Here is a 24,372-nt window from a genome sequence, read left to right as displayed (position 1 = left end):
TAGGTTTAATTTTTATTGAGGAATTCAGGGGTATTCAAAATGGTTTCTAGATGTGCCTTTTCAGTAATCACTTCATACATACTCTGTAAATAGGTTGCTTGTGTACTGTACAATTGGGTTTGTGCTTGCCTCAAATCAAAGCTGGAAGAAATCCCTTCTCTAAATTTGATTCGATTTTTGTTTTCAATTCGTTCTGCTAGTTTTAAGTTTTCTTTACTAGTACTGTAATTGTCTATAGCCAGCTGGTAGTTATTCAGAGAGGTCTGGTAGTTCAATCGTATTTCTTCTTTGGTGCGATCTAGGTCGGTAAGCGCTTGATCCCAGGCTATTTTTGCACGATCGGTTCTCGCTTGTCTTGCTAAAGAACTAAAAATAGGAACGGATAAGCTCATTCCAGCAATAGACTGCCCATACCACTTATTATCGCTATCTAAGAAAGTGAAGTCGTTATTAAAAGAGTTGACTCCATAATTTACAAATCCAGAAAGTTTCGGCAGTGCTTTGGCTCTTTCTAATTGGTATTCTAGTCTGCGCTGTTCGGTAAAATTAGTCGCGATCTGGAAATCGGCATTTTTTTCTAATTCTAAGGAATTGACTGTCATGCTTGGGTCCATGTTTTTAAGAGCGAGAGCGGCAAGGTCATCGGTAAGTCTTAATGGCGTTTGTAAATTTATTCCCAATGCTAGTTTCAACATATCCATGGCAATATCTTCTTGACGCTTAGCACTGTTCAATTGATTTACGAGTTGTGATCGGGTAATTTTCAATTGTTCTACATCTTCTTCTTCGGCAAGTCCGTTTTCGTATATTTTTGTAGTTTCTTCTAAATTCTTGGTTAATGCCGTAAGGTTGCGTTCTATGATCTTCATATTTTCTTGAGTGAGAAGCACCCCACCGTAAGCATTGATAATTCCTTTTCGTACCTCAAGCTTTGTCTTGTTGTTGGCGTTTTCAGAAAAGTCTAAAAAAGTTTTTGAAGCCTCTAATGCCACAATATAAGAACCGTCAAAGATTAACTGTCTTAGAGTTGCTGTTACCACAGCACTTTGTCTAGGGGCAAAAGTTACAGGTATAAATGTTCCAGGTGTGCCACCTACGATCTCTCCTGGTAGGGGAGTTATGGGTTGCTTGATTTGGTATTGATAATCGATGTTCCCATCTATCTGGGGCAATCCGGTTGCAGTAGTTTCCCATTTTTGTTTAAGGGCTATAGCGATGTCTCTTTTGGCATTAATGGCCTGATAATTATGTTCTAGTCCGTGGGTTACTGCTTCTTCTAAAGAAAAGCTGTACGAGTCTTGGTTTGTGGTTTGTTGTGGGTATGCTTTCGCGAAAGCGAGTATACTAAAAACCCAAACATATAGAAGTTTATGGTTCATTTAATTGTGGTTTGTGTTGGTTATTTTATTTAAAATATTACGCCCCTGCGGTGTAACAATGCCTCTGAGGTGGTATTCTAAATACTGATCGTAAAGCTCGTTTACAGGGAAATTTTGAGAAGGGAAAACCTGCAGGTTTTTAATTCCTTGAATACCGATAAAATAGATGCGTGCAATAAAATGTGCATCTATATTATCTCTATAAAGTCCCTTTTTTATTCCTTTAGAAACGTTTTTTTGAATGCAGTTATCCATAAAGTCAAATTGAATCTGAGTGACTTCTTTATGGACTTCTGGGTAATATTTTTGAAGTTGATAAATAGGAGAAGTGTCATCAGATTTGAGGTGTTCCATTACAAATCTCTTTATGGTATATAGTTCTTCAATCGCATTTTCTGTCTCTCCGTCAATAATCTGATCCACCCCATTACAGATATGATCGCACAAATGAACAGAGGATTCTTTTACTAGCGCTCCTTTATTTTTAAAGTGTGTGTACAAGGTCTTTTTACTCATCCCTAGTTTTGCTGCGATCTCATCCATAGTCACACTTTTAAAGCCTAAGGTCAGGAAAAGATCTAGGGAAGTAGTTAAAATATGTTCCTTGATATTGGTCATTGCTTTTAAAAAAGAATGCAAAGATACCTTATGGAAACTATAAAAACTTTAAAAGTTTCCTAAGTTTTACAATAATTTAACAAGACAATTTCTTTTTCCTTCAGTAAAGAGCCTTTCATGAAGTATTTTTACCAAATGAATGCGATAGACCAACTCAGAATTATTTTTTTAGATCACCTGAAGAACAGGATAGAAGAAAAGCAACCTGCGGGATTGTACGATCCGGTTCACTATATTTTACAATTAGGCGGGAAACGATTAAGACCCTTACTGACCTTGATGAGTGCTCAAATGTATGGTGCCCCAGTCAAAGATGCCTTGGATGCTGGACTAGCTGTTGAGGTGTTTCATAATTTCACATTGCTTCATGATGATATTATGGATGCAGCAGACCTGCGTCGGGGTCAAGAAACCGTTCATAAAAAATGGAATATCAACACAGGAATACTTTCTGGGGATGTCATGTTGATTATGGCCTACCGTCTTTTAGAAAGCTATGACAAGGATCAATTTAACCAATTGACTAAAATCTTTTCTAGAACAGCGCTAGAAGTATGTGAAGGGCAGCAATACGATGTGGATTTTGAAACTCGAGATGACGTTAGTATTTCAGAATATTTGTTGATGATCCAATTAAAAACATCGGTTCTTGTAGGCTGTGCCCTTCAAATGGGTGCTATTATCGCTGGCGTAGGTAAAGAAGAGCAAGAATTGATCTACAACTATGGGATTCATTTAGGACTTGCTTTTCAATTGATGGATGATTACCTCGATGCCTTTGGTGATCCAGAGACTTTTGGTAAAGAAGTAGGTGGTGATATCAGGGAAAATAAGAAGACTTATTTATACCTTAAAAGTATAGAAGATGAGCATTGCGCTACCGAATTAAAGGAATGGTTTGCTCTTGATCATGAAAAAATGAATGAGGATCAGATTGAAGAAAAGAAAGAAATAGTAAAAGTATTTTTTGAAGAAAGCGGTGGGGCAGCAGCTACTCTTGATGCGATTAAATCTTATACAGATAAAGCATTAAGTAGTATTGATCAACTTTCTATTAGTGAAGAGTACAAAAAGGAGTTGAGAGATTTTTCTATTGATTTGATGGGGCGTGTAAGTTAGTAGTTGACCTGCTTACTAGCATCAGCCCATTATGATAGGGGAGTTGCAAGAAGGTCTTGTTTCTATTTCCTTTACGTTATAGCGGTCTTTATCGAATAATCTAATGCGACCAGTGATTATTTATTTTTACAAATTTCTGGCACTAAGGTATCAATGCCTTTAAATCATCTAGGGTATTTGCTTCTTCTATAGGTTTATCAGTTCGCCATCGGACGATTCTAGGAAACCTTGTAGCTACTCCAGATTTGTGTCTTTTGCTAGGGGCTATTCCTTCAAAAGCAATTTCAAATACATGATGTGGTGTTACCGATCGCACTGGACCGAATCGTTCCAGGGTGTTCTTCTTGATCCACGCATCTACTTTCCTAAATTCGGTATCAGTAAGCCCAGAATAGGCTTTTGCAAAGGTGACCAGCTCTCCATCCTGCCAAAGTCCAAAGGTATAGTCGGTAAATAAATTGGCTCTTCTCCCATGTCCACGCATGGCATAAGTTAGGACGGCATCTACTGAAAAGGGATCTGTTTTCCATTTCCACCAGTCGCCTTTTTTACGTCCTACCAGATAGGGACTATTTTTGCGTTTGATCATCAATCCTTCTGATCGTTTTTTTCTTGCCAGATCCCGCTCTGTCGCCATTTCTTCCCATGAGTTAAAAGTCATGGTTTCTGAAAGCAGCAATGGCGTTTTTTCTTTTTGAGGCAATGCCTCTTCTTTTTTGTGAAGGTTTAAAACCAGTTGATCCAGTAGCGCTCTGCGTTTTTCAAAGGGTTGTTCTCTCAAATCTTTTCCTTGCCATTCCAGCAAGTCGTAAGCGACAATAACTACAGGAACATCTTCTAATAGTTTTTTACCTACTGTTTTACGGCCTATTCTGGTTTGCAGGTCGTTAAAATTCATGATTTCACCATCTTTAAAAGGCAGGATCTCGCCATCGATCACGGTTCCATTAGGAATCACATTTAAAAACTTTTGAAATTCTGGATACTTATCAGTCACTAATTCCTCCCCTCGGGACCATACAAAAAGCTCGTTAGTTCGTATAATTGTTTGTGATCTGATGCCGTCCCATTTGTGCTCTGCACTCCATTGGTGAACATCATTTAAATCACTCACTTCCCCTTCCACCGCATAGGCCAGATAAAAAGGATAAGGTTTTCCTCTCCTAGCCACTTCATTATCTTCATAAATCAATTCCTGAAAACTGGTATTTTCTCCTGTCCAGCTCCCCATAAGTTTATGGGCGAGTACATCTTTGTTTATACCCGTAGCACTGGCCAATGCTCGAGTCATTAATTTTTGAGAAACCCCTATTCTAAAACCACCAGTTAGTATTTTATTAAAAACAAATCGTTCGTAATAATTGAGTTGGAGCCAATTTTTTTGCAGGTATTCTTTTTTCTCAAGATCTCCTTTGGTCCTTAGTTCAATAATTTCCTGAATGATTTGTGAAAGGCCTTTTTCACTAGATTCGTTTGCTGTAGGAAGAATAAGCGCAATAGTTTCTGCCAGATCACCGACAATATGGTAGCTTTCTTCAAACAGCCACATGGGTACCCCACTAATTTGTGTCGCCCATTCTCTCATCAAAGTGGTGTTTACTGGTCTTTTTGGGCGTCTGTGAGAAAGTAGGGCGATGGTCCATAACTTATCTTCATCATTTGCGGACTTAAAATACTCCGCAAGTGCGGCTACTTTAAGGTTGGTTTTATTTGTTCCGTCTATGGTTCGGATGAGTTCTGCAAACTGTTTCATGGCGCTATGCTTGAAATTGAATTTGAACTTGAACTTGAATTTGATGTTTTCTCGTTTCGCTCGGAAACACTTTGCTCAGTTTCTGAACTTTCACTTTTTTCTTCAGCGCTTAATTCTGAGTTTTCTCCTTCATATTGGGTACGCTCGCTTATGGCGTTGAGTCCTTTTTCTTCTCTTAAAAATCGAGCAAAAATATCTTGATAGCCGTGTGTCGTAATCACATTTTCACAGCCAGTAGCTGCTATGCTTTCTAACAATCCGTCCCAGTCGCAATGATCAGAAAGCACAAAGCCCTTATCGATGGCTTTTCTGCGTCTTGCGCCTCTAAAAGTCATCCAGCCGCTGGCACTTGCTGTGACATAGGGCACCATTTTTTTCATCCAGGCACTCCCATGGGCGCTGGGTGGTGCGATCACAATGTTGCCTGCTAGTTCTTCTTTGGTCGTTTCTCTAGTGATCAAATGAGTAGGAGGAAAGTTGATTTGTTGTCGCAAGACTTCCGTCATTTTATAGATGGCTCCATGGCAGTAAATCTTCATTTGATTGGTATCCAAGTGTTTGATGATGCGCTGTGCTTTTCCTAACGAATAAGCAAAGAGTACGGAGGTTTTCTTTTCTGCATGGTTTTGAGCACACCACAAGTTGATGTCATCCATGACCAGTTGTTGAGGTCGCCATTTAAAGGCAGGTAATCCAAAGGTGCATTCTGTAATAAAGGTATCACATGTCACAGGTTCGTAAACGGTGGAGATTCCGTCATCTTCAGTTTTATAATCTCCTGTAAATACCCATACTTCTCCTTTGTGTTCGACGCGTATTTGTGAAGAGCCTGGAATATGCCCAGCGGGGTGAAAAGAGAATTTCACATTGTTGATGGAAAAACTCTCGTTATAGTTTACTCCAGACACATTGATGTCGCCCAGTCGGTGCGTAATGATGGGTACGTTATCCTTATGCGTGAGGTAATTTTTGTGTCCCCATCGAGAATGGTCTGCATGACCATGTGTGATGAGGGCATTAGCTACTGGTTTCCATGGATCCAGATAGACGCCTGCGGGCTTGCAATAAATTCCTTTTTTAGTGAATTGAAGTAATGCTTGACTCATGACATAAAATTAAATGACAGGAGCGGTATTCTATATGGATTAAGAGAAGTTTATCATACTAATTATAATTACAAATAGGATATAGGTATAAGAGCAAAGACGGTTTACCTCTGCAGGTACAGATTGATGCTGCGATACACTATTTGTAGGCAAACTCAGCGTGACTCATTTTTAAGTTATGGAATGAAGTTGTTATCTTTTCTTCTACCTATGACTTTTTAAAGTTTTGTAATAGGCTTATTTTTCTTCTGGATCTAGTTCACTTTTGAGATCTTCCAGAAGTTTGTCATTACTTTGACGGAATTCATTGACCTTCCAGTTCATTTGAATAATTAATTCCTCTAAGGCACGGATGATGTTGTTGTATTTTTCCTCTAATTGAGAAGGGGTTTTTGTGCGGTATCCCAGGTAAGATTTGTAGATGTGGAGTCTGGTTTTTAAAACTTTAATACGGGAGAAAACAGCTTGATCTTGGAAAGACGCTTCTGGATTTAAAAGCATGTCATTGACGTGATCTATCATTTTAGAGGTCGCTGAGGCGGTATGGTCATAATTCTCAAGTCCTGTAAGTAAGTCTTGAAAGGATTTCCACTCTAGTGCTTTTTTTTGAGCCTCTTTAATTAGGGGTATTTTTGACTTACTCAAATTCATGGTGGTATCATCTATTTGCTCTGGTACAGCCGCGCCTTCATCAGAAGTGGGTTTACAAGCTAGTAGTGATATAAAAAGCAAAAAAATATAAAGTCGCATAGTCTTATAACGATGAATTGCAAATATGCTTATAATTAAAAGAATAAAAAAGCAACATTTTTTAGCAGTCGCATAGGATGCTATCTTTAAGTAGAAATTTTAATGGGGGTTATGGGCTAGTATTGTTTGCACTTTCGCCTTGAGCTCGATCAAGATAAAACGTTAATTTAAAATTACAGTTTTGAGATCGCAACAGAACTTAAAAAAGGGGATAGTATAAATATTAAAACTCTAATAAAACTAGCGATTAACCCAATAAGGTCTTCTTATCTTTGTTGGAAATAAACAGAAATGTCAACCAAAATATTAGTAATAGGAGCTTGCGGACAGATAGGTACAGAGCTTACCATGCGATTAAGAGAGATTTATGGTGGGGAGCAGGTAATTGCCAGCGATATACGTGAAGGCAATGAGGAGGTTATGGCTACTGGGCCTTTTGAAACGCTGGATGCAATGAATAAAAGTCAGATAGAAGATGTGTGTTTGCATTATGAAGTAAATGAAGTTTATCTTATGGCAGCTATGTTGAGTGCTACCGGAGAGAAGTTTCCTAAAAAAGCCTGGAGTTTAAATATGGATTCTTTGATGCATGTGTTGGACCTTGCCAAAGAAGGAAAGATTGATAAACTATTCTGGCCGTCGAGCATAGCTGTTTTTGGACCTACTACTCCTAAGCATGACACGCCTCAACATACGATTATGGAGCCTACTACGGTTTATGGTATTAGCAAACAAACTGGAGAACGATGGTGTGAGTATTACCATCAAAAATATGGGGTCGATGTAAGGTCTATGCGATATCCAGGGTTGATTTCGTGGAAAACGCTGCCAGGTGGGGGAACGACAGATTATGCCATAGATATTTTTCACAAAGCAGTGGCTGGGGCGCATTACAATTGCTTTTTAAGTAAAGATACCGAGCTTCCTATGATGTATATGGAAGACGCGGTAAGAGCTACGGTAGAAATTATGCGTGCTCCTGCTGAGGAGATCATCGAGCGTTCTTCCTACAACCTTTCTGGAATGAGTTTTACACCGCAAGATATTGCTAATGAAATTCATAAGCACCTACCAGATTTTTCTATAAGTTATGCGCCAGACTTTAGACAACAAATAGCAGACAGCTGGCCTAGTTCTATTGACGATGCCCCCGCCAGAAAAGACTGGAACTGGAGTCATGAATACGGCCTTGATCAAATGGTGGTCGAAATGTTATCTCATCTCAAATAAGTAAGGCAAACTGCAGTTGCTATTGTTATCTTTGTAAGAATAAAATTCAAGATTATGTCATTTTCAAGTTTATTTGTTTCTGGTGAAAGTGCCAGAAATAAAAGTCATTTTGCAACATTAGTAACTCTTGCTCAAGTTTCTGGTATTCAAGAAGAAGAAGAGATGGTACTCAATCGTTTAAAGGTTGTTCTAGATATTTCAGATGCTGATTATGCAACGATTATAAAAAATCCAAAGGCTTACCCTGTATCACCCCCTAATACTAGTGAAGAGCGTATAGAGTGGTTACACGACCTGTTTAAGGTAGTGTTTGCAGATCATCATATGAGCGAGATAGAGCATCATTTATTGAAAAAGTATGCTACGGCATTAGGTTATAATGATCAAGATGCCGCCTACCTAGTAGAGCGTTCTATAGAGATCTTTAGTGGGCACCTCAATCTAGAGGATTACAGGTACTTATTGAATAAGAACAGATAGTTGAAATCATCTTTTAAAGCTGAAGCCTTTTATAAATCGCGTTGTATCACTCGCTATTTATAAAAGGCTTTTTTTGGGTGGTCTCTTTTTAACAAATCCAACTCTCAACAGGTTGATAGTGTCACGTAAAAAGCTACATCTATTGAGGATATTTACTCATAAATTCCTCTGCTTTGTTAACCATGTTTTTACTTCCACAAAAGAAGGGGACGCGTTGATGTAATTCAGTAGGTTTGAGGTCCATTATTCTTTGGTGTCCGTTACTGGCTTTTCCTCCGGCTTGTTCGGTAATAAAAGCCATCGGGTTGCATTCGTATAACAGCCTTAGTTTGCCTTCTTTTGCTTTAGAGCTTTTAGGGTACATATACACCCCGCCTTTTATCATATTGCGGTGTATATCGCTTACTAGACTTCCTATATAACGACTGGTGTAGGGTCGGTCACCTTCTTCTTCCTGGCAATATTTGATATAATCTTTTACTCCTTGTGGAAAATGAACATAATTTCCTTCATTTACACTGTATATTGTGCCGTCTTCAGGAAAAGTCATGTGAGGATGAGAAAGATAATAAGTTCCTAGGGAAGGGTTGAGGGTAAAACCATTGACACCATTACCGGTTGTATAAACCAGCATGGTAGAGGTTCCATAAATAATATAACCAGCGGCTACTTGCATATTACCGGGTTGTAAAAAGTCTTCCAATTGTACTGGTGTACCTATAGGAGTAACTCTTCTATAAATAGAAAAAATAGTTCCTACTGACACGTTAACATCTATGTTGGAACTCCCGTCTAGTGGGTCCATTGCTACAACATACTTATTGCCGTGATCTTTGCGCTCTCCTTCAATGGTAATAAAGTCATCATTTTCTTCACTAGCAATACCACAGACTATTTGTCGATTGGTAAGTGTTCTGATAAAGGTGTTATTGGCAAAAACATCTAACTTTTGTTGATCTTCTCCTTGAGTGTTAATTTCGCCAGCACTACCAGTAATATCTACTAGACCTGCTTTGTTGACCTCGTGATTGACCATTTTTGCGGCCAGCCTTATGGAGTTGATGAGTCTAGAGAGTTCTCCACTGCTGTACTGGAAGTCAGCTTGGTTTTCAATGATAAATTCTCCCAGAGATTGGTTTATTGTAGCCATAATTAGATCAGTTGTGCAAATATCTTAATAAAATAGTTCGTACTACAACGTTGTATTAGATAGTTTTCACATTTCTTTAGACAGGCTCATTTATATTTGCTTAAAATAGAATCATGATTGAGATAAGAGAAGCTAGAAGAGAAGATTTTCCTAGAGTATTAGAACTTATTACAGAGCTGGCTATTTTTGAAAAGGAACCAAATGCTGTTGAGGTAACTGTAGAAGAGTTAGAACAAAACGGATTGGGAGAACAGGCACTTTTTAAATGCTTTGTAGGATTATACAACGGAACTATAGAGGGCATAAGTTTGTGTTATCCACGTTTTTCTACTTGGAAAGGCCGGACCATTCATTTAGAAGATCTTATTGTAACAGAAAAAATGAGAGGAAAAGGCATAGGAAAGGCCCTTTACGATAAAGTTTTGCGTTATGCTTATAACCATGGTGTAAAACGAGTAGAATGGGTAGTTTTGGACTGGAATACTAATGCGGTAGCTTTTTATGAACGTACAGGAGCTGCGATAATTAAAGACTGGTATCTGGTACAAATGGATCAACAGTCGTTAGCAACTTATATAAAAGAATAGATGGAGATATACAAGTTTGGTGGAGCATCAATTAAAGATGCCGATGGAGTGCGTAACGTGTTGAAGGTGTTGCAAATTATGGGGACGGAAGATTTAGGTGTCGTCATTTCTGCTATGGGAAAAACAACAAATGACCTAGAAGCTGTTATTTCTAGTTATCAAGACAATGATGCTCGTTACCTGGATCTTATAGATGAGCTATACCTTAAACATTTGGCAATTATTACGGGTTTGGAGATGCCTTTTGAGGGTATAAAAGAAGTCTGGTTGTTCCGCTTTCGCGAAAGCGGTATTAAAAAAGTAGTAAAAGCCATCATAGAGTCTCTCAAAGGCGAAATGTTGCGCAATCAAAGTAAAAACTACAGTTTTCTCTACGATCAAGTGGTAAGTCATGGAGAGTTATTATCTACTAAAATAGTGGCCGCATTTCTCAATGCATGCGATATGCGATTGGTATGGAAAGATGCCCGACAACTTATAAAAACGGATCAGAAATACCGTGATGCAGGTGTCAATTGGAAAGAAACAGAACATTTAATTGGGTCATCTTGTCAAGGCCAGCCATTTATTACTCAAGGTTTTATAGGGTCTGATAGCAACGGTTTTACCACTACCTTAGGTAGAGAAGGTAGTGATTACACCGCGGCTATTCTCGCTTACTGCCTCAATGGTACTGGGGTAACTATATGGAAGGATGTGCCTGGAGTTCTCAATGCAGACCCAAGAGTGTTTGAAAAAACGACTTTACTGAACAAGATTCCTTACAATGAGGCTATTGAGCTGGCATTTTATGGTGCCTCTGTGATCCATCCTAAAACCTTACAGCCCCTTCAAGGAAAGGAAATACCTCTTTATGTAAAATCTTTTATACAGCCAGAGGAGGTCGGCACGGTGATAACGGCTGTAGAAACTATGGAGCCTTTAACGCCTTGTTATATCGTAAGAAAGAATATGGTGTTCCTCAAGATATCTTCTAGAGATTTTAGCTTTATAGGAGAGCATAATATTTCTGATATTTTTCGAGAATTAAGTCTTCACAAGATGCAAGTAGGCCTATTACAGAATAGTGCAATTAGCTTTTCCTTATGTATAGAAGATAAATATTCAAAAATAAATGAACTTCTTAAGGATTTAGAATCTCATTATAGAATAAGCCACGTAGAAGGAGTTTCCCTATATACAGTAAGGCATTATGATGGAGATGCTATTGAATTTATAGAGTCTGGAAAGGTCGTTTTGCTAAAACAACGCGCACAAGAAACACTCCAATTAGTCGTTAAAGAATAGAGGCCCTACAATTATATTATATTTGTAGACTTATACCAACCAATTTTTATGGGACTTGTGAATGCAAAAGAGGTGGCCAAAGCTATCCACATAGATAAATACGGTTTGTTAGGAACTTTAGGTGGCTGGGCCTTGATGAAGCTGCTGCGGATCTCTACTCTTAATAAATTGTATGACAAGCATAAAAATAAAGACACTGCTGCTTTTTTAAACGGCCTCTTAGAAGACCTTCAAATTGAGTTTGAAATTCCAGAGGAAGACCTCAGGCGCATTCCTAAAAAGGGTGCTTTTATCACAATTTCAAATCATCCATTAGGTGGTGTTGATGGGGTGTTGTTATTAAAATTACTTCTTGAACGCCGACCTGATTATAAGATCATTGCCAATTTCTTACTGCAGCGTATTGAGCCTTTGAAGCCATACATCATGCCGGTAAACCCTTTTGAAGATCGCAAAGATGTGAAGTCTAGTACGGCAGGTTTTATGCAGGCTATTAGACACCTTAAAAGCGATTTGCCCTTAGGGATATTTCCTGCGGGGGAAGTTTCTACCTATAGGGATGGCAAGCTAGTTGTTGATAAAACTTGGGAGGATAGCGCTATGAAATTGATTCAGAGGGCTGAAGTCCCAGTAATCCCTATTTACTTTCATGCCAAGAATAGTCGCATGTTTTACCTACTCGCAAAACTTAGCGATGTTTTCAGAACCGCAAAACTTCCATCTGAAGTGCTTTCACAAAAAAATCGAGTAGTAAAAGTGAGAATAGGAAACCCAATCTCTGTTAAATCACAAAAAGAATATGAATCTCTGGAAGATTTTACAGACTTCTTGCGCAGAAAAACTTACATGCTTTCCAAGCCTTACGATAGAGAAGCGAAAAGGTTAAGCGATTTGCCCCATGCGATCAAAATACCAAAATCTCCCAAAAAAATAGTAGCTACTTCAGATCACAAAGCCATGATTTTGGAAGTAGATGCATTGAGAGAAATGGGGGATAAACGCCTTTTAGATTCAAAAAATTACGAAGTTTTTTTATCTAAAAAGGAACACATTCCCAATATCTTAGCAGAATTAGGAAGATTGAGAGAGATCACTTTTAGGGCTATTGGAGAAGGAACCAACAATGCGACAGACCTCGATCGTTATGACGAGTATTATCATCAAATGTTCTTGTGGGATAAAGATGCCAACCGCATTGCGGGAGCCTATCGTATGGGTATGGGTAGTGAGATCAGTAAGGATTATGGTATGGGCGGTTTTTACCTTAATGAACTTTTTAAATTTGAACCAGAATTACATAAAATGATGAGTGAGTCGATAGAAATGGGACGAGCATTCATCATTAAAGAATACCAGCAAAAACCTATGCCGTTGTTCTTATTATGGAAAGGAATAGTGCATTGTACGTTGAGATTTCCCGAGCATAAATACCTTATAGGAGGGGTAAGCATCAGTAATAAATTCTCTAATTTTTCAAAATCTCTTATGATCGAGTTTATGAAGAGTAATTATTACGATCCATATATAGCGCAGTATATTACTCCCAAAAAAGACTTTAAAGTAAAACTAGAGGATGCAGATAAGGACTTTATATTTGATGAAAGTGAAGCAGATCTTAACAAATTTGATAAGATTATAGACGAGCTAGAGCCAAATGAATTAAGGTTACCTGTATTGATTAAGAAATACGTGAAGCAAAATGCCAAAGTAGTAGCTTTTAACGTAGACCCCTTATTTAACAATGCAGTAGATGGTTTAATGTACATACGTATCGCAGACCTTCCAGAAAGTACCGTAAAGCCAGTTTTAGAAGAGTTCCAAGCAGAGATGGAATCTAAATATTTTAATCAGCAGGACGAAATGAATGAAGAGGAATAACTTGGAAATTTAACATGCGGAATTATTTAGGTCTGTTTTTTCTTGTTGGGATTCCTTTGACCTTAAACGCCCAAATTATTAAAGGCACTATTACAGACGCCTCTTCAAATGAACCTTTAGCTTCTGTAAACATTTACTTTTCAGGCACCTCAAAAGGAAGTATTACTGATTTTAATGGGGATTTTGAAATTCCTTATTACGAGAATAGTCAAAGTGTTTTTACCATAGCGCTATTGGGATACGAAACACAAACTTTTAGTGATCCTTTAACTACTGACTTCTCTAACCTTAAATTACAGCCCAAAGTAGGAGAACTTCCAGCGGTGTTTCTTTATCCTGACCCGTGGAGCCGCAAAAAAAAGGAGAAGTACTTCATCAATCAATTTTTAGGGACTACTGCAATTGCTATGGAATGCCGTATTCTTAATCTCGATAAGGTGAGAATGCGGTTTAACCCGTTTACTAAAAAAATGACTGCTTATGCTGAAGAGCCTGTCCTTATAGAAAATAGGGATTTAAATTACTTAGTAACTTATAACCTGATAGATTTTGAGATTAGTTTTGAAGAGGTGAGTTTAGAACATATGCAAGTTAGCGGCTCTATGCAAGTTCCGACTCATTATATGATTTCTTCCTACTTTGTAGGCAGCGCCTTTTTTAAAGAATTAAATGAAAAAGACTCTAAAAGAGCTTGGGTGAGGCGCCACCGCAACCGCGCTTATAAAGTTTCTGAGGTGAGATTATTTAAACTCATTGCTGAAGGTAAATTGGAAGAAGAAGGTTACCACCTTGTTTTTGATAGAAAAAAAGTAGCGGTAAAAGACCACATCAGAACTAGGAAAAAGGGAGCTTTATATGTTGTTGATTTTAGAGAAAAAAAATACGAAGTTATGGATCCTCAGAACTTTCAATCTGCTATATATCTTGACGCGCCTGGATTAGTGATTTCAGATGCGGGTAATGTGATTAATTATAGCGTGTTAAAAACAGGCGGATTTGTTTCTAATTTAAAGGTATCAGGTATGTTACCCCTAGATTATAAGATGGAATAAAGGCTAAGCTTTTTTAGTTTTTTTCTGTAGGTAGTGGTCTGCAAATTCTGTGCAGTAAGCTTGTAATTCTTTGCGGACATCTTTAAAAGCCATTTTAATTTCTTTCTCTGTACCTTGAACAGAGTCAAGACTATCCATTTGGAGATGAAAAACAGTCGCTTTTTGGGCTTTTGAAATAGCTAGTGCATGTGCTTTATCAGAAAAGGTAATGATATAGTCAAAGACGATTGCTTCCACATCTTCAACGTTTTTTCTGGACTTCTCTACAGGTATGCCTAAAGAGTCCATAACTTTTAACGCCATCTGATGAATAGGTTGGGGGTCTATTCCAGCACTGAATACCTTTGTTTTTTTTGAACTATAATAATCAAGGAATCCTTGGGTCATGGGACCTAAGGTGGAATTTGTGGTGCTGAGGACAAGAATTTTTAAGGCCATTATTTTCAATGACAAACATCAATAATCATGTTTGTGTTAACGCAAAGTTAAGACCATTAATTCTTGTGTACAAAAAAAGGTCCTAAACTTAACATTTAAGACCTTATATAACTGGTAATCAATTCATTTTAAAACCACCCTTTTTTGTTGACTTGATAGGTGTAATAAAACTCTTCATCAGACTTAGTCAGGTAAATAATACCTTCTATAAATCCTATAATACCTAAGGTTCCGCAACTTAAAACACTTATAATTAATTGAATAATTCCTTCTTGGTTGTATCCTAATATAAACTTGTGGATTCCAAATGATCCAAATAAAATCCCCATGATACCAGCAAGAACTTTTTTGTTTTCCTGATTGTTTAGCGTTTGATTAAAGTCTTGTTGAATGTTTTTGGCGCTTTCTTTTGCATTGTCAAAGCCGCTTTTGGAACTGTCGTATCCTTCTGTACTCATGTTTATTGATTTAAATTGGTTCTGGTAAAGTTAGTTTATTTTTCAAAAAGCAGCTCAATTTTAGGCTCTCAAAGTTCTATTTTACAGGGATCACTATCCCACACTCTTACCAATTTACCGTAGTCCTATTTCTTCCATTTCACGGACTATTTCAATATCATTTTGTTTCAGTTCTTCTAGTTTACTTTTTAAATCAGCGACTCGCTAGTTGATCATGAAATCCTGTTGACTAGGATCAAAATAGGTTGAACCAGATTCAAAAGGGATCCAATATTCGTTTGCTTTTTTATCGAGCTTACACTGTCTTCTTTCCAGAAGGTACCTCCCTCCCTAGTCATCTACGCCCAGTTCTAAGTGCTTTATACCAAACTTTTGTTACTTGTATCTCCTTGCACTTCAAGAAATGCTATTCCTGAACCTTTTTTCATAATGCTCGGTGGTGGTTAATGATTTTATTTGCGATAACTTCGGCAAGTAAGTACTTAGACTCTACCGTCCATCCAGCGACATGCGGACTCAACAATACGTTATCCATTTCCAGTAGTGCTGCAAATGCTGTTGGGATTTCGCTATTGCGAAAGAGTGATTCAAAAGAACCTTTTTCATATTCCAGTACATCCAGTCCAGCCCCTAAAATTTTCTTGCTTGTTAAGGCAGCAACAAGATCTTCTGTGACTACAGATTTCCCTCTTGCGGTATTGATCAAGTAAAATGGTTTTGAAAAAGCCTGTATAAAAGTCTTGTTGACCATTCCTATAGTTAATTCGGTTTGTGGGGTGTGAAGACTCAACACATCAGCTTGTTGTTGTAATTCTTGCAGGCTTACTTGCTTACAATTCTTATCTCCTGCATGTTGCTTAATGTCATAACAAATCACGTTACAGTCAAAACCTGAGAGCTTTTTGGCAAAAGCTTTTCCCATATTGCCGTAACCAATAAGTCCTACAGTTTTTCCGTCCAGTTCTAAGCCGCGATTTTCTTCCCTACGCCACATTCCAGATCGCACTTCTCGGTCTGCTTTATTTAAATGATTGAATAAGGATAACAACATTGCCAAGGCGTGTTCTCCAACCGCATTTCTATTTCCTTCTGGTGCGTTGTAGCAAGATATTCCTTGTTGTTGTGCGACATTTAGGTCAATATTCTCCAGTCCAGCGCCTACGCGACCTATAAACTTCAAAGAGGTGGCTGCTTGAAGAAATGCGTTATCAATAGGCAACCTACTGCGCACGATCAACCCGTCATAATTGCCTATCACTTTCATGATGTCTTCCTTAGACGACGTATAATCATAATCGTTTTCAAAGCCAGCTTGTTCTAGTTTTTGTGCAAGAATAACGTGGTTACTATCGAGGTGGAGTACTTTCATGAGTTATATTTTTTTAATAAATAGCGGAATGAATTCCGCCGCTAAAAATCTATAGTGTTGCCCCTGGCTTTTTTCAAATTCAAGCTCAAATTTAACCTAAAATCGTGGTGTTTAGGTTTAGGGACAAGATTTTATAACATCAATTTACACCGCAACACCCATCCCCACCTTCCCTCAAGGGAAGGGGTTTGTTTTCTTTTTTCAGGTTCGAGTTTGAGTTCATTTTCATTTCCCGCTTCTTTCCCCAGCCCTAAAGGGTGGAAGCTACACTTTTATTTAATTGTCATTCCCCACTTGATGCGGAATTTGTTGGTCTCTTGTCATTCCCCACTTGATGCGGAATCTGTTCATACGTTCTCATATCACCAACACCGCAACACCCATCCCCACCTTCCCTCAAGGGAAGGGGTTTGTTTTCTTTTTTCAAGTTCGAGTTCGAGTTCAAGTCTCGACTACCACTCAATCAAGTAGGTTTTTTCTCTATAACTTAAAAATTTATTTTTCTACATACCTCCATGCCACATGCCTAATACCTAATCAAACCTCAACCATATTGAGTTCCTGCTCATAGTCGTATTGCAAGTCTTCATGAAGGGTAGATATACGGGTTTTGACAATAATAAGTTGTCTTTCCATAAGGTCACGCATGGTTTTACTGCGCAATACTTGTGGATGGGTTTCTCTCATCAATCGGCAAAAGTGGATCAAAATAGAAACTTCTGTTTCCTTACTACCTGAATAACGCACATATTTTTTGGACTCCCCCAGGACTTTACGTATTCCTTTTTGCAGGCGGTAATTGTTGGTAGTATTGAGGGCTAAAAACATGTTGTCCATCAGCGTTTTTATGTTTGCGACGTATATATCTTCGTCAGCGGATTCAAAAAGCAGGTAGGAAAGGAGTTCCTTATTTTCTTTTTTAAATCTAGAAAGACGTAAGATGATCTTTATCAGGTCGTCATCAGACCTAAATTTCAGTTCTTCTTTTAATTCTTTTAATGCAGCCGTTTTCATGAAGTGAAGATAAGCAATGGGCGAGGGTTTTAATAAATCAAAAGTTAGAAATACAAGTGTTTATTTGTGATGTTTCTGCTTTCGCCATGAGCGACTTAAAGGAAAACTTTCCATTGAATAAGAAATTACAAAGCAGCATCGACAGGCTCTTTTTAGATACCTATAATGGCCTTTGCAATCATAAAATAGATTAAAATTCCAAATATATCGTTACTGGTTGTAATAAATGGTCCAGTAGCAAGAGCAGGGTCTATACCTCGTTTATGCAGTGCGAGGGGCACAAAAGTACCTACCAGTCCGGCAACTATAATAACGGCGAGTAGCGAAATAGAAATAGCGATAGAGGTCAGAAGGTCTCCCTTAGTAGCAAATGTGTAAGCAAATAAAAGTAGGGCTAGTATGATTCCATTTAACATCGCGAGCAATACTTCTTTAATCAATCGATTTCCTATACTTCCTCTTAGATCATCATTTGCGATACCTTGTACAATGATCGCGCTGGATTGCACTCCTACATTTCCAGCCATAGCTGCTATTAAAGGAGTAAAGAAAAATAATACAGCGTGTTTTTCAAATACCACTTCAAACCCACCCATGATTGCCGCAGCTCCTATACCACCTAATAAACCTAGAACCAGCCAAGGCAGTCGCGCTTTAGTCAATTCTAAAATACTATCATTTGCTTCTACGTCTTGCGAGATACCACTGGCGAGTTGGTAATCTTTTTCTGCTTCTTCTGTGATAAAATCCACAATATCATCAATGGTGATACGTCCTACAAGTCGTTCCAATTCATCAACCACAGGAATGGCCTCTAAATCGTATTTACGCATGATGCGAGATACTTCCTCTCCAGGAGTGTTGACGGTTACAAAATCTACTTTAGGAATATAAACATCTTTTATAGGTGTGGATTCCTTGCTGGTTAATAGATCTTTTAAGGAAAGCCTTCCTTTGAGTTTGTTGTTATTGTCTACTACGTATATGGAGTGCACACGGGTTACGTTTTCGGCCTGCGCCCGCATTTCACTTACACATCCAATAACCGTCCAATTTTCATTGACACGCACCAACTCTTTGGCCATAAGTCCACCGGCACTGTTTTCGTCAAAACGCAACAGGTCCACAATATCTTCTGCATGTTGTTCGTCAGTGATTTCATTGATGACTTCTTGGGCAATAGCATCAGGAAGCTCGTTTAAGATATCTGCTGCATCGTCGGTATCCATCTCTTCCAACTCTTCAGCGATTTCTTTGGGAGAAAGAGCATTAAGGATGCGATCGCGCTGGTCTTCATCCAGCTCCATTAAAGCTTCAGAAGTTTTTACAGAATCGAGAAGCTTAACAATATAAACCGCTTGTTCCAGATGGAGTTCATCAATAATTTCTGCGATATCAGCAAAGTGAAGTTCTTCTAAAACATATTCCAGCTGTTTACTATCATTGACTTTAATCAGTGATTGGATCTCTTCTATAAAATCTTTTGTGATGTTAAACTGCATGGGTAAGGCTTAAGGGGCAAATATAATTTTTTGAATAAGAGAAATAGAGTTTTTTAAAGCAAAATGTTTAAGGAGCTAATGTCTCATAACATATTTTTACAGGTAACTAGAAAAAAGTGGAATAATTGTTTTACCTCCCTATAAAGGTCATTCCCTATTTTCTATTTCTGCGATGATATTTTAATGAAAGTAATGTAAGAGTTGCATTAACCTACTCCATAAGTGATTCCATACTCGTCTAGTACGGTGAGCAACTCGCCAGTTACGTTTACCTTTTGCAATCGGGCTGACATGTCAATGGATATTTTTTCTTCATGATCTTTTAGATTAAAATACAAACGGTGTTCTCCTTGGTGTTGATCTAGGGCTTCTTTTAAAACTTCTATACGTTCTTCTACAACTTCATTTACATGAAACTCAATAGTTAGCTTTTTGGCAGTGTTTGTTAATACATCTTGTAATTGTCCCATTTGTGTAAATAGGATGCGCGGCTCTCTTGGTTGACCTGTATTTTTATCTGGCCATCCTTGTTGAATTTTTACTTTGGCGTGTAAGAAGGAATTTGGGATTAAAAAGTGTCTGAATTTTAAATAATCTTCACCAAAAATTCTGAATTCGTGAGTTTCATCATAATCTTCCATAGTAAACATACCCCAAGGTTTGTTTGCCTTGCTCATCATGTGTCGGGCTTCTGTAATTACACCGCAAAAAGTAAGCTCTCTGTTAACTAGTGGTTCTAGATCTTTCATGGCTGCTAGGTTGGCATTACAAAAGAATTTGATTTCTTTTTTGTAATCGTCTAAAGGATGACCAGAAATGTAAATACCTACGACTTCTTTTTCTCTTTTTAATTTTTCCATCGCACCCCAATCTTCGCAAATGGGTAGTTGTGGTTCTGGTATTTGTACATCACTTGCCTCTCCAAAAAGGCTCACTTGTGCACTATTTTCATTTTCTTGAAACTTTTGAGCATATTTCACTACTTGCTCTAAAAATATTTGACCGTTGTCAAATTCATAGAAGAATTGCGCTCGATTTTCACCACCTAAACCGTCAAAGCCGCCACTTAATGCGAGTGCTTCAAAAGATTTTTTATTTGCAGCTCTCAAGTCGATACGCTTTGCCATATCAAAAATGCTTTGGTAAGGCCCCTCTTTTCTATTATCTATAATCGTCATTACCGCAGCATGGCCTAATCCTTTTACAGCTCCCATACCAAAACGAATGGCTCCTTTAGGGTTAACGGTAAATTTATAATTGGATTCATTTACATCTGGGCCCAACACATCAAGTCCCATACGACGGCATTCATCCATGAACTTGGTTACATCCTTGATCTGGTTCATGTTGTTAGACAAGGTAGCTGCCATAAATTCAGCTCCATAATTGGCTTTTAAATAAGCCGTTTGGTAAGCGATCCAGGCATAACAAGTGGAGTGCGATTTGTTAAAGGCATAAGAAGCAAAGGCCTCCCAGTCTTTCCATACCTTTTCTAAGATAGTACGGTCGTGCCCGTTTGCTTCTCCAGCATCTAGAAATTGGGGCTTCATTTTTTGAAGTGTAGCCATCTGTTTTTTACCCATAGCCTTTCTCAATACATCGGCATCACCTTTGGAGAAATTAGCTAGTTTTTGAGAGAGCAACATGACTTGCTCTTGATACACCGTAATACCATAAGTTTCCTTCAGGTATTCTTCCATGGCCTCTAAATCATAAACAATTTCTTTACGACCGTGTTTACGATCAATAAATTCTGGAATATATTCCAAAGGCCCAGGTCGATATAAAGCATTCATAGCGATGAGATCGGCAAACTTGGTAGGTTGGAGTTCGCGCATGTACTTCTGCATCCCGACACTTTCATACTGGAAAATAGCCGTTGTTTCTCCACGCTGGAACAGCTCGTAGGTTTTCTCGTCATCTAACGGGATGGATTCTATATCCAGTACTATTCCATGACGTTCCTTTATAATGGCAACCGTATCCTTAATTTGGCTTAAGGTTTTTAATCCTAAGAAGTCCATTTTCAACAGTCCAGCACTTTCTACGACTTCGTTATCAAACTGAGTGACATAAAGATCCGAGTTTTTTGCTGTAGCTACAGGAACAAAGTTAGTCAGATCATCTGGTGTAATGATCACTCCACAGGCATGAACACCTGTATTTCTAACGGATCCTTCAAGAATTTGAGCTTGTTTTAAGGTCTCGGCAGTGAGGTCATTTCCAGCAGCGAGGCTTCTCAGTTCTCGCACCATATCAGCATCTTCTCCACGAAAATTACTACTAATTTCATTGTCTTCTAAAGCAAAAATCTTTTTGAGTTTGGCAAAATCAGGAATTAACTTTGCTACACGATCTGCATCTTGTAGCGGTAGATCGAGGGCTCTAGCAGTGTCTCTTATAGATGACTTTGCTGCCATGGTTCCATAAGTGATGATTTGCGCTACTTGGGAGGAGCCGTATTTTTCAATAACGTAATCCATAACTTTATATCGATTTTCGTCATCAAAATCAATGTCGATATCCGGCATGGACACTCGATCTGGATTTAGGAAGCGCTCAAAAAGTAAGTCGTAGTGAATAGGGTCTACATTTGTGATTTTTAAACAATACGCTACAGCACTACCAGCAGCAGATCCACGCCCTGGACCTACGGCAACATCCATTTCTCTTGCCGCTTTTATAAAATCCCAAACGATTAAGAAATAACCCGGATAACCTGTATTTTGAATAACACTCAATTCAAAATCCAAACGTTCCTTAATATCATCTCCAAAATCTTCTCCGTAACGCATTTTAGCACCCTCGTACGTAAGATGCCTTAAATAGGCATTTTCTCCATTTTTAGTTTTTGCACTGGCGTCATTGAGGTCTATAAACTCTTTAGGGATGTCAAAGGCTGGAAGTAGTACCTCTCTAGCTAGTTCATAAGCCTCTACTTTATCAACGACTTCTTGCACATTTAGAATAGCTTCTGGTAAATCCTTAAAGAGCTCCTTCATCTCTTGTGCAGACTTGTAGTAATATTCTTGATTAGGTAATCCATAACGATACCCTCGTCCACGGCCTATAGGAGTTGCTTGCTTCTCATTGTCTTTTACACAAAGTAAAATGTCGTGTGCGTTTGCGTCTTCCTTATGTATGTAATAGGTGTTGTTAGTAGCTACCATGTTCACATCGTGCTTGCGTGCCAAGTTGATGAGCACCTCATTGGCACGATTTTCATCTTCTTGACCATGACGCATTACTTCTATATAAAGATCATCACCAAAGTGTTTTTTCCACCACAACAAAGCTTCTTCAGCTTGATTTTCTCCAAGATTTAAGATTTTAGAAGGAACTTCACCATACATATTTCCGGTAAGGACAATAAGGTCTTCCTTAAACTCTTCAATCAGTTGTTTATCTATTCTAGGCATGTAGTAAAACCCATCAGTATAGGCTTTACTCGCCATTTTTGCTAGGTTGTGATACCCGTTTTTGTTTTTGGCAAGGATGACGATCTGGTATCCATTATCCTTATGTGTGCGATCGTGCATGTCTTCACACACTTGAAACTCACAACCTATAATAGGTTTTATAGGCGCTTGTTCTTCTCCATCTTCCGCATCTGCAAGGCTGGCATTATGTGCCTTTACTGCTCTTACAAAATGGAATGCCCCCATCATGTTAGCATGGTCGGTCATCGTAACGGCTAGCATATTATTTGCTGCAGCTGCTTGTACAAGATCCCCTACACTTGCTGTTGATTGCAATATAGAAAACTGACTGTGACTGTGGAGGTGAGCAAATTTTGCATCATTTAATTCATTTAGATTCTCCTTAATTTCTTCCTTAGAAATCCCAGGACTCTCATCAGAAACCAGTCGTTCAGATGCTTTTTTTAGGTTGACATGGTTGATGCCTACGGGAGTAATGCTAGTAGGGTTGCTTTCGCGAAAGCGTGCCACATATCCTTCACCTAATCCTAATTCTTGCTCTGTATAATTACCTTTTCTAAGCAATTCTAAAAAACATCGAGTTGTTGCTTCTACATCTGCCGTGGCATTATGAGCCTCTCCAAAGGGCTGATTAAAAAGAAACTGGTGCAACTCGGTAAGTGTAGGTAATTTAAACTTTCCATAACGGCCGCCTGGAATCTGACATAAGTTTGCTGTTTGTTCGGTACAAGTATCAAGAACTGGAAGTTCTTGTAAGTTGTTGCCTATTTGAGCGCGTACAAACTCAGATCCGGTAACATTCAAGTCAAATTTTAAATTTTGACCGACTACAAATTTTGTTTTACTTAATGCGATGTTGAATTTTGCTAACATCTCAGTAAGCGGTATTCCTTCTTTCTCAGCAAGCGCTGTCGAAATCCCGTGAATGCGTTCTGCGTCATAGGGAATATCAAAACCATCAGGTTGTATCAAGTAGTCTTGAGCTTCGATCAAATTCCCCATCTCATCATGTAACTGCCAGGCGATTTGTATCACTCTTGGCCAGTTGTCTGTAGCTGTATAAGGCGCATCCCAGCGTTTAGGCAATCCAGTAGTTTCAGTGTCAAAGATGAGATACATAGGTATAAGTTATGAAGCGTTAATAGCAAGATGATGAAGTCCTAAAACAAAAATGATACGTTCGCTCAAAAGTCTGTATAACAACTACTTGAATCCAAATAAAAATTTAAGATCAGGATTTTAAATATAGGTCTTTGAACGACGCCTTGAAAGTCGAGTTATGAACAGTTTTGAACCTATTTATTTCCCAGCCCTAAAGGGTGGAAGCTACACTTTTATTTAATTGTCATTCCGCATTTGATGCGGAATTTGTTGGTCTCTTGTCATTACGCACTTGATGTGGAATCTGTTGGTCTCTTGTCATTCCGCTGCAGAGCGGAATCGGATGTTACTATCTCTATTTCTTCAACACCACAACACCCATCCCAACCTTCCCTCGAGGGAAGGAGTTTTCGAGTTCGAGTTCGATTTGATTTTGATTTTGATTTTAGTTTTGTTTTCCGCTTCTTTCCCCAGCCCTAAAGGGTGGAAGCTACACTTTTATTTAATTGTCATTCCCCATTTGATGTGGAATTTGTTCATACATTCTCCATATCCCCAACACCGCAACACCCATCCCCACCTTCCCTCAAGGGAAGGAGTTTTCGAGTTCGAGTTCGATTTGATTTTGATTTTGATTTTAGTTTTGTTTTCCGCTTCTTTC

At 38.4% G+C, this 24,372-nt stretch carries 19 protein-coding genes; 7 read left to right on the top strand and 12 right to left on the bottom strand.

What is annotated here, in order from left to right:
- Positions 1-5 precede the first annotated feature (5 nt).
- Both KG732_RS11425 and KG732_RS11420 read right to left on the bottom strand, forming a co-directional pair.
- Positions 6-1,379, bottom strand: a complete 1,374-nt coding sequence (locus KG732_RS11425; protein ID WP_213523812.1) for a TolC family protein — start codon at positions 1,377-1,379, stop codon at positions 6-8.
- On the bottom strand, positions 1,380-1,997 hold the full coding sequence (locus KG732_RS11420; protein ID WP_213523811.1) for a TetR/AcrR family transcriptional regulator: 618 nt from the start codon (positions 1,995-1,997) through the stop codon (positions 1,380-1,382).
- A 117-nt stretch (positions 1,998-2,114) separates the two neighbouring features.
- On the opposite strand from KG732_RS11420, the gene KG732_RS11415 reads away from it, so the two are divergent.
- A complete protein-coding gene (locus KG732_RS11415) occupies positions 2,115-3,116 on the top strand; it encodes a polyprenyl synthetase family protein (protein ID WP_300980445.1) in 1,002 nt (333 codons plus the stop codon).
- 142 nt (positions 3,117-3,258) lie between these two features.
- Here the strand turns inward: KG732_RS11415 and KG732_RS11410 are convergent, their stop codons facing one another.
- The 3 genes from KG732_RS11410 to KG732_RS11400 all read right to left on the bottom strand — a co-directional run bounded on the left by KG732_RS11410 (position 3,259) and on the right by KG732_RS11400 (position 6,725).
- The gene (locus tag KG732_RS11410) at positions 3,259-4,869 is read right to left on the bottom strand and encodes an ATP-dependent DNA ligase (RefSeq protein ID WP_213523810.1); all 1,611 of its coding nucleotides are present in this window, start codon (positions 4,867-4,869) and stop codon (positions 3,259-3,261) included.
- Positions 4,866-5,975, bottom strand: coding sequence for a ligase-associated DNA damage response exonuclease (locus tag KG732_RS11405; protein ID WP_213523809.1), 1,110 nt, complete (start codon positions 5,973-5,975; stop codon positions 4,866-4,868). The genes KG732_RS11410 and KG732_RS11405 overlap by 4 nt, the downstream gene beginning before the upstream one ends.
- A 237-nt stretch (positions 5,976-6,212) precedes the next feature.
- Complete coding sequence (locus KG732_RS11400; RefSeq protein WP_213523808.1) at positions 6,213-6,725, bottom strand: hypothetical protein; 513 nt, start codon at positions 6,723-6,725, stop codon at positions 6,213-6,215.
- A gap of 291 nt (positions 6,726-7,016) precedes the next feature.
- Between KG732_RS11400 and KG732_RS11395 the strand changes: the two genes are divergently transcribed.
- Both KG732_RS11395 and KG732_RS11390 read left to right on the top strand, forming a co-directional pair.
- Positions 7,017-7,955 carry an NAD-dependent epimerase/dehydratase family protein gene (locus KG732_RS11395; protein ID WP_213523806.1) on the top strand — a complete coding sequence of 313 codons (939 nt, stop codon included), beginning with the start codon at positions 7,017-7,019 and terminating at the stop codon, positions 7,953-7,955.
- Between the two features lie 54 nt (positions 7,956-8,009).
- Positions 8,010-8,435: a TerB family tellurite resistance protein gene (locus KG732_RS11390; protein WP_213523804.1), complete on the top strand. Its 426-nt coding sequence runs from the start codon at positions 8,010-8,012 to the stop codon at positions 8,433-8,435.
- A 139-nt stretch (positions 8,436-8,574) separates the two neighbouring features.
- Here the strand turns inward: KG732_RS11390 and fbp are convergent, their stop codons facing one another.
- Positions 8,575-9,585, bottom strand: coding sequence for a class 1 fructose-bisphosphatase (gene fbp / locus KG732_RS11385; RefSeq protein WP_213523802.1), 1,011 nt, complete (start codon positions 9,583-9,585; stop codon positions 8,575-8,577).
- 113 nt (positions 9,586-9,698) lie between these two features.
- Here fbp and KG732_RS11380 point away from each other — a divergent pair, with 113 nt between their 5' ends.
- The 4 genes from KG732_RS11380 to KG732_RS11365 are packed head-to-tail and all read left to right on the top strand — an operon-like array spanning position 9,699 to position 14,389.
- Complete coding sequence (locus tag KG732_RS11380) at positions 9,699-10,172, top strand: GNAT family N-acetyltransferase (protein WP_213523800.1); 474 nt, start codon at positions 9,699-9,701, stop codon at positions 10,170-10,172.
- Positions 10,173-11,459: an aspartate kinase gene (locus tag KG732_RS11375; protein ID WP_213523792.1), complete on the top strand. Its 1,287-nt coding sequence runs from the start codon at positions 10,173-10,175 to the stop codon at positions 11,457-11,459. It abuts the gene before it with no gap.
- 48 nt (positions 11,460-11,507) lie between these two features.
- Complete coding sequence (locus KG732_RS11370) at positions 11,508-13,337, top strand: lysophospholipid acyltransferase family protein (protein WP_213523790.1); 1,830 nt, start codon at positions 11,508-11,510, stop codon at positions 13,335-13,337.
- A 14-nt stretch (positions 13,338-13,351) separates the two neighbouring features.
- Positions 13,352-14,389, top strand: a complete 1,038-nt coding sequence (locus KG732_RS11365) for a carboxypeptidase-like regulatory domain-containing protein (protein ID WP_213523788.1) — start codon at positions 13,352-13,354, stop codon at positions 14,387-14,389.
- Between the two features lie 3 nt (positions 14,390-14,392).
- Here the strand turns inward: KG732_RS11365 and KG732_RS11360 are convergent, their stop codons facing one another.
- The 6 genes from KG732_RS11360 to dnaE all read right to left on the bottom strand — a co-directional run bounded on the left by KG732_RS11360 (position 14,393) and on the right by dnaE (position 23,729).
- Positions 14,393-14,827, bottom strand: coding sequence for a hypothetical protein (locus KG732_RS11360; protein WP_213523786.1), 435 nt, complete (start codon positions 14,825-14,827; stop codon positions 14,393-14,395).
- 128 nt (positions 14,828-14,955) lie between these two features.
- Positions 14,956-15,285 (bottom strand): TM2 domain-containing protein, encoded by a 330-nt coding sequence (locus KG732_RS11355; RefSeq protein ID WP_213523784.1) that lies wholly within the window; start codon positions 15,283-15,285, stop codon positions 14,956-14,958.
- Between the two features lie 424 nt (positions 15,286-15,709).
- Positions 15,710-16,654, bottom strand: coding sequence for a 2-hydroxyacid dehydrogenase (locus KG732_RS11350; protein ID WP_213523782.1), 945 nt, complete (start codon positions 16,652-16,654; stop codon positions 15,710-15,712).
- 537 nt (positions 16,655-17,191) lie between these two features.
- Positions 17,192-17,668, bottom strand: a complete 477-nt coding sequence (locus KG732_RS11345) for a hypothetical protein (protein WP_213523780.1) — start codon at positions 17,666-17,668, stop codon at positions 17,192-17,194.
- Positions 17,669-17,820: 152 nt separating this feature from the next.
- Positions 17,821-19,170, bottom strand: coding sequence for a magnesium transporter (mgtE, locus tag KG732_RS11340; protein ID WP_213523778.1), 1,350 nt, complete (start codon positions 19,168-19,170; stop codon positions 17,821-17,823).
- A gap of 206 nt (positions 19,171-19,376) precedes the next feature.
- A complete protein-coding gene (dnaE, locus tag KG732_RS11335; RefSeq protein ID WP_213523776.1) occupies positions 19,377-23,729 on the bottom strand; it encodes a DNA polymerase III subunit alpha in 4,353 nt (1,450 codons plus the stop codon).
- Positions 23,730-24,372 lie beyond the last annotated feature (643 nt).

Origin of the sequence: Nonlabens sp., from assembly GCF_018401815.1 — a bacterium.
Classification (GTDB): domain Bacteria; phylum Bacteroidota; class Bacteroidia; order Flavobacteriales; family Flavobacteriaceae; genus Nonlabens.
The sequence above is the reverse complement of the archived record's forward strand: the minus strand, read 5'-3'. Positions and strand labels throughout refer to the sequence as shown.

Coding starts and splice junctions, on each gene's coding strand:
- KG732_RS11425 (WP_213523812.1), bottom strand. CDS start 1,379: ATGAACCATAAACTTCTATATGTTTGGGTTTTTAGTATACTCGCTTTC.
- KG732_RS11420 (WP_213523811.1), bottom strand. CDS start 1,997: ATGACCAATATCAAGGAACATATTTTAACTACTTCCCTAGATCTTTTC.
- KG732_RS11415 (WP_300980445.1), top strand. CDS start 2,115: ATGAAGTATTTTTACCAAATGAATGCGATAGACCAACTCAGAATTATT.
- KG732_RS11410 (WP_213523810.1), bottom strand. CDS start 4,869: ATGAAACAGTTTGCAGAACTCATCCGAACCATAGACGGAACAAATAAA.
- KG732_RS11405 (WP_213523809.1), bottom strand. CDS start 5,975: ATGAGTCAAGCATTACTTCAATTCACTAAAAAAGGAATTTATTGCAAG.
- KG732_RS11400 (WP_213523808.1), bottom strand. CDS start 6,725: ATGCGACTTTATATTTTTTTGCTTTTTATATCACTACTAGCTTGTAAA.
- KG732_RS11395 (WP_213523806.1), top strand. CDS start 7,017: ATGTCAACCAAAATATTAGTAATAGGAGCTTGCGGACAGATAGGTACA.
- KG732_RS11390 (WP_213523804.1), top strand. CDS start 8,010: ATGTCATTTTCAAGTTTATTTGTTTCTGGTGAAAGTGCCAGAAATAAA.
- fbp (WP_213523802.1), bottom strand. CDS start 9,585: ATGGCTACAATAAACCAATCTCTGGGAGAATTTATCATTGAAAACCAA.
- KG732_RS11380 (WP_213523800.1), top strand. CDS start 9,699: ATGATTGAGATAAGAGAAGCTAGAAGAGAAGATTTTCCTAGAGTATTA.
- KG732_RS11375 (WP_213523792.1), top strand. CDS start 10,173: ATGGAGATATACAAGTTTGGTGGAGCATCAATTAAAGATGCCGATGGA.
- KG732_RS11370 (WP_213523790.1), top strand. CDS start 11,508: ATGGGACTTGTGAATGCAAAAGAGGTGGCCAAAGCTATCCACATAGAT.
- KG732_RS11365 (WP_213523788.1), top strand. CDS start 13,352: ATGCGGAATTATTTAGGTCTGTTTTTTCTTGTTGGGATTCCTTTGACC.
- KG732_RS11360 (WP_213523786.1), bottom strand. CDS start 14,827: ATGGCCTTAAAAATTCTTGTCCTCAGCACCACAAATTCCACCTTAGGT.
- KG732_RS11355 (WP_213523784.1), bottom strand. CDS start 15,285: ATGAGTACAGAAGGATACGACAGTTCCAAAAGCGGCTTTGACAATGCA.
- KG732_RS11350 (WP_213523782.1), bottom strand. CDS start 16,654: ATGAAAGTACTCCACCTCGATAGTAACCACGTTATTCTTGCACAAAAA.
- KG732_RS11345 (WP_213523780.1), bottom strand. CDS start 17,668: ATGAAAACGGCTGCATTAAAAGAATTAAAAGAAGAACTGAAATTTAGG.
- mgtE (WP_213523778.1), bottom strand. CDS start 19,170: ATGCAGTTTAACATCACAAAAGATTTTATAGAAGAGATCCAATCACTG.
- dnaE (WP_213523776.1), bottom strand. CDS start 23,729: ATGTATCTCATCTTTGACACTGAAACTACTGGATTGCCTAAACGCTGG.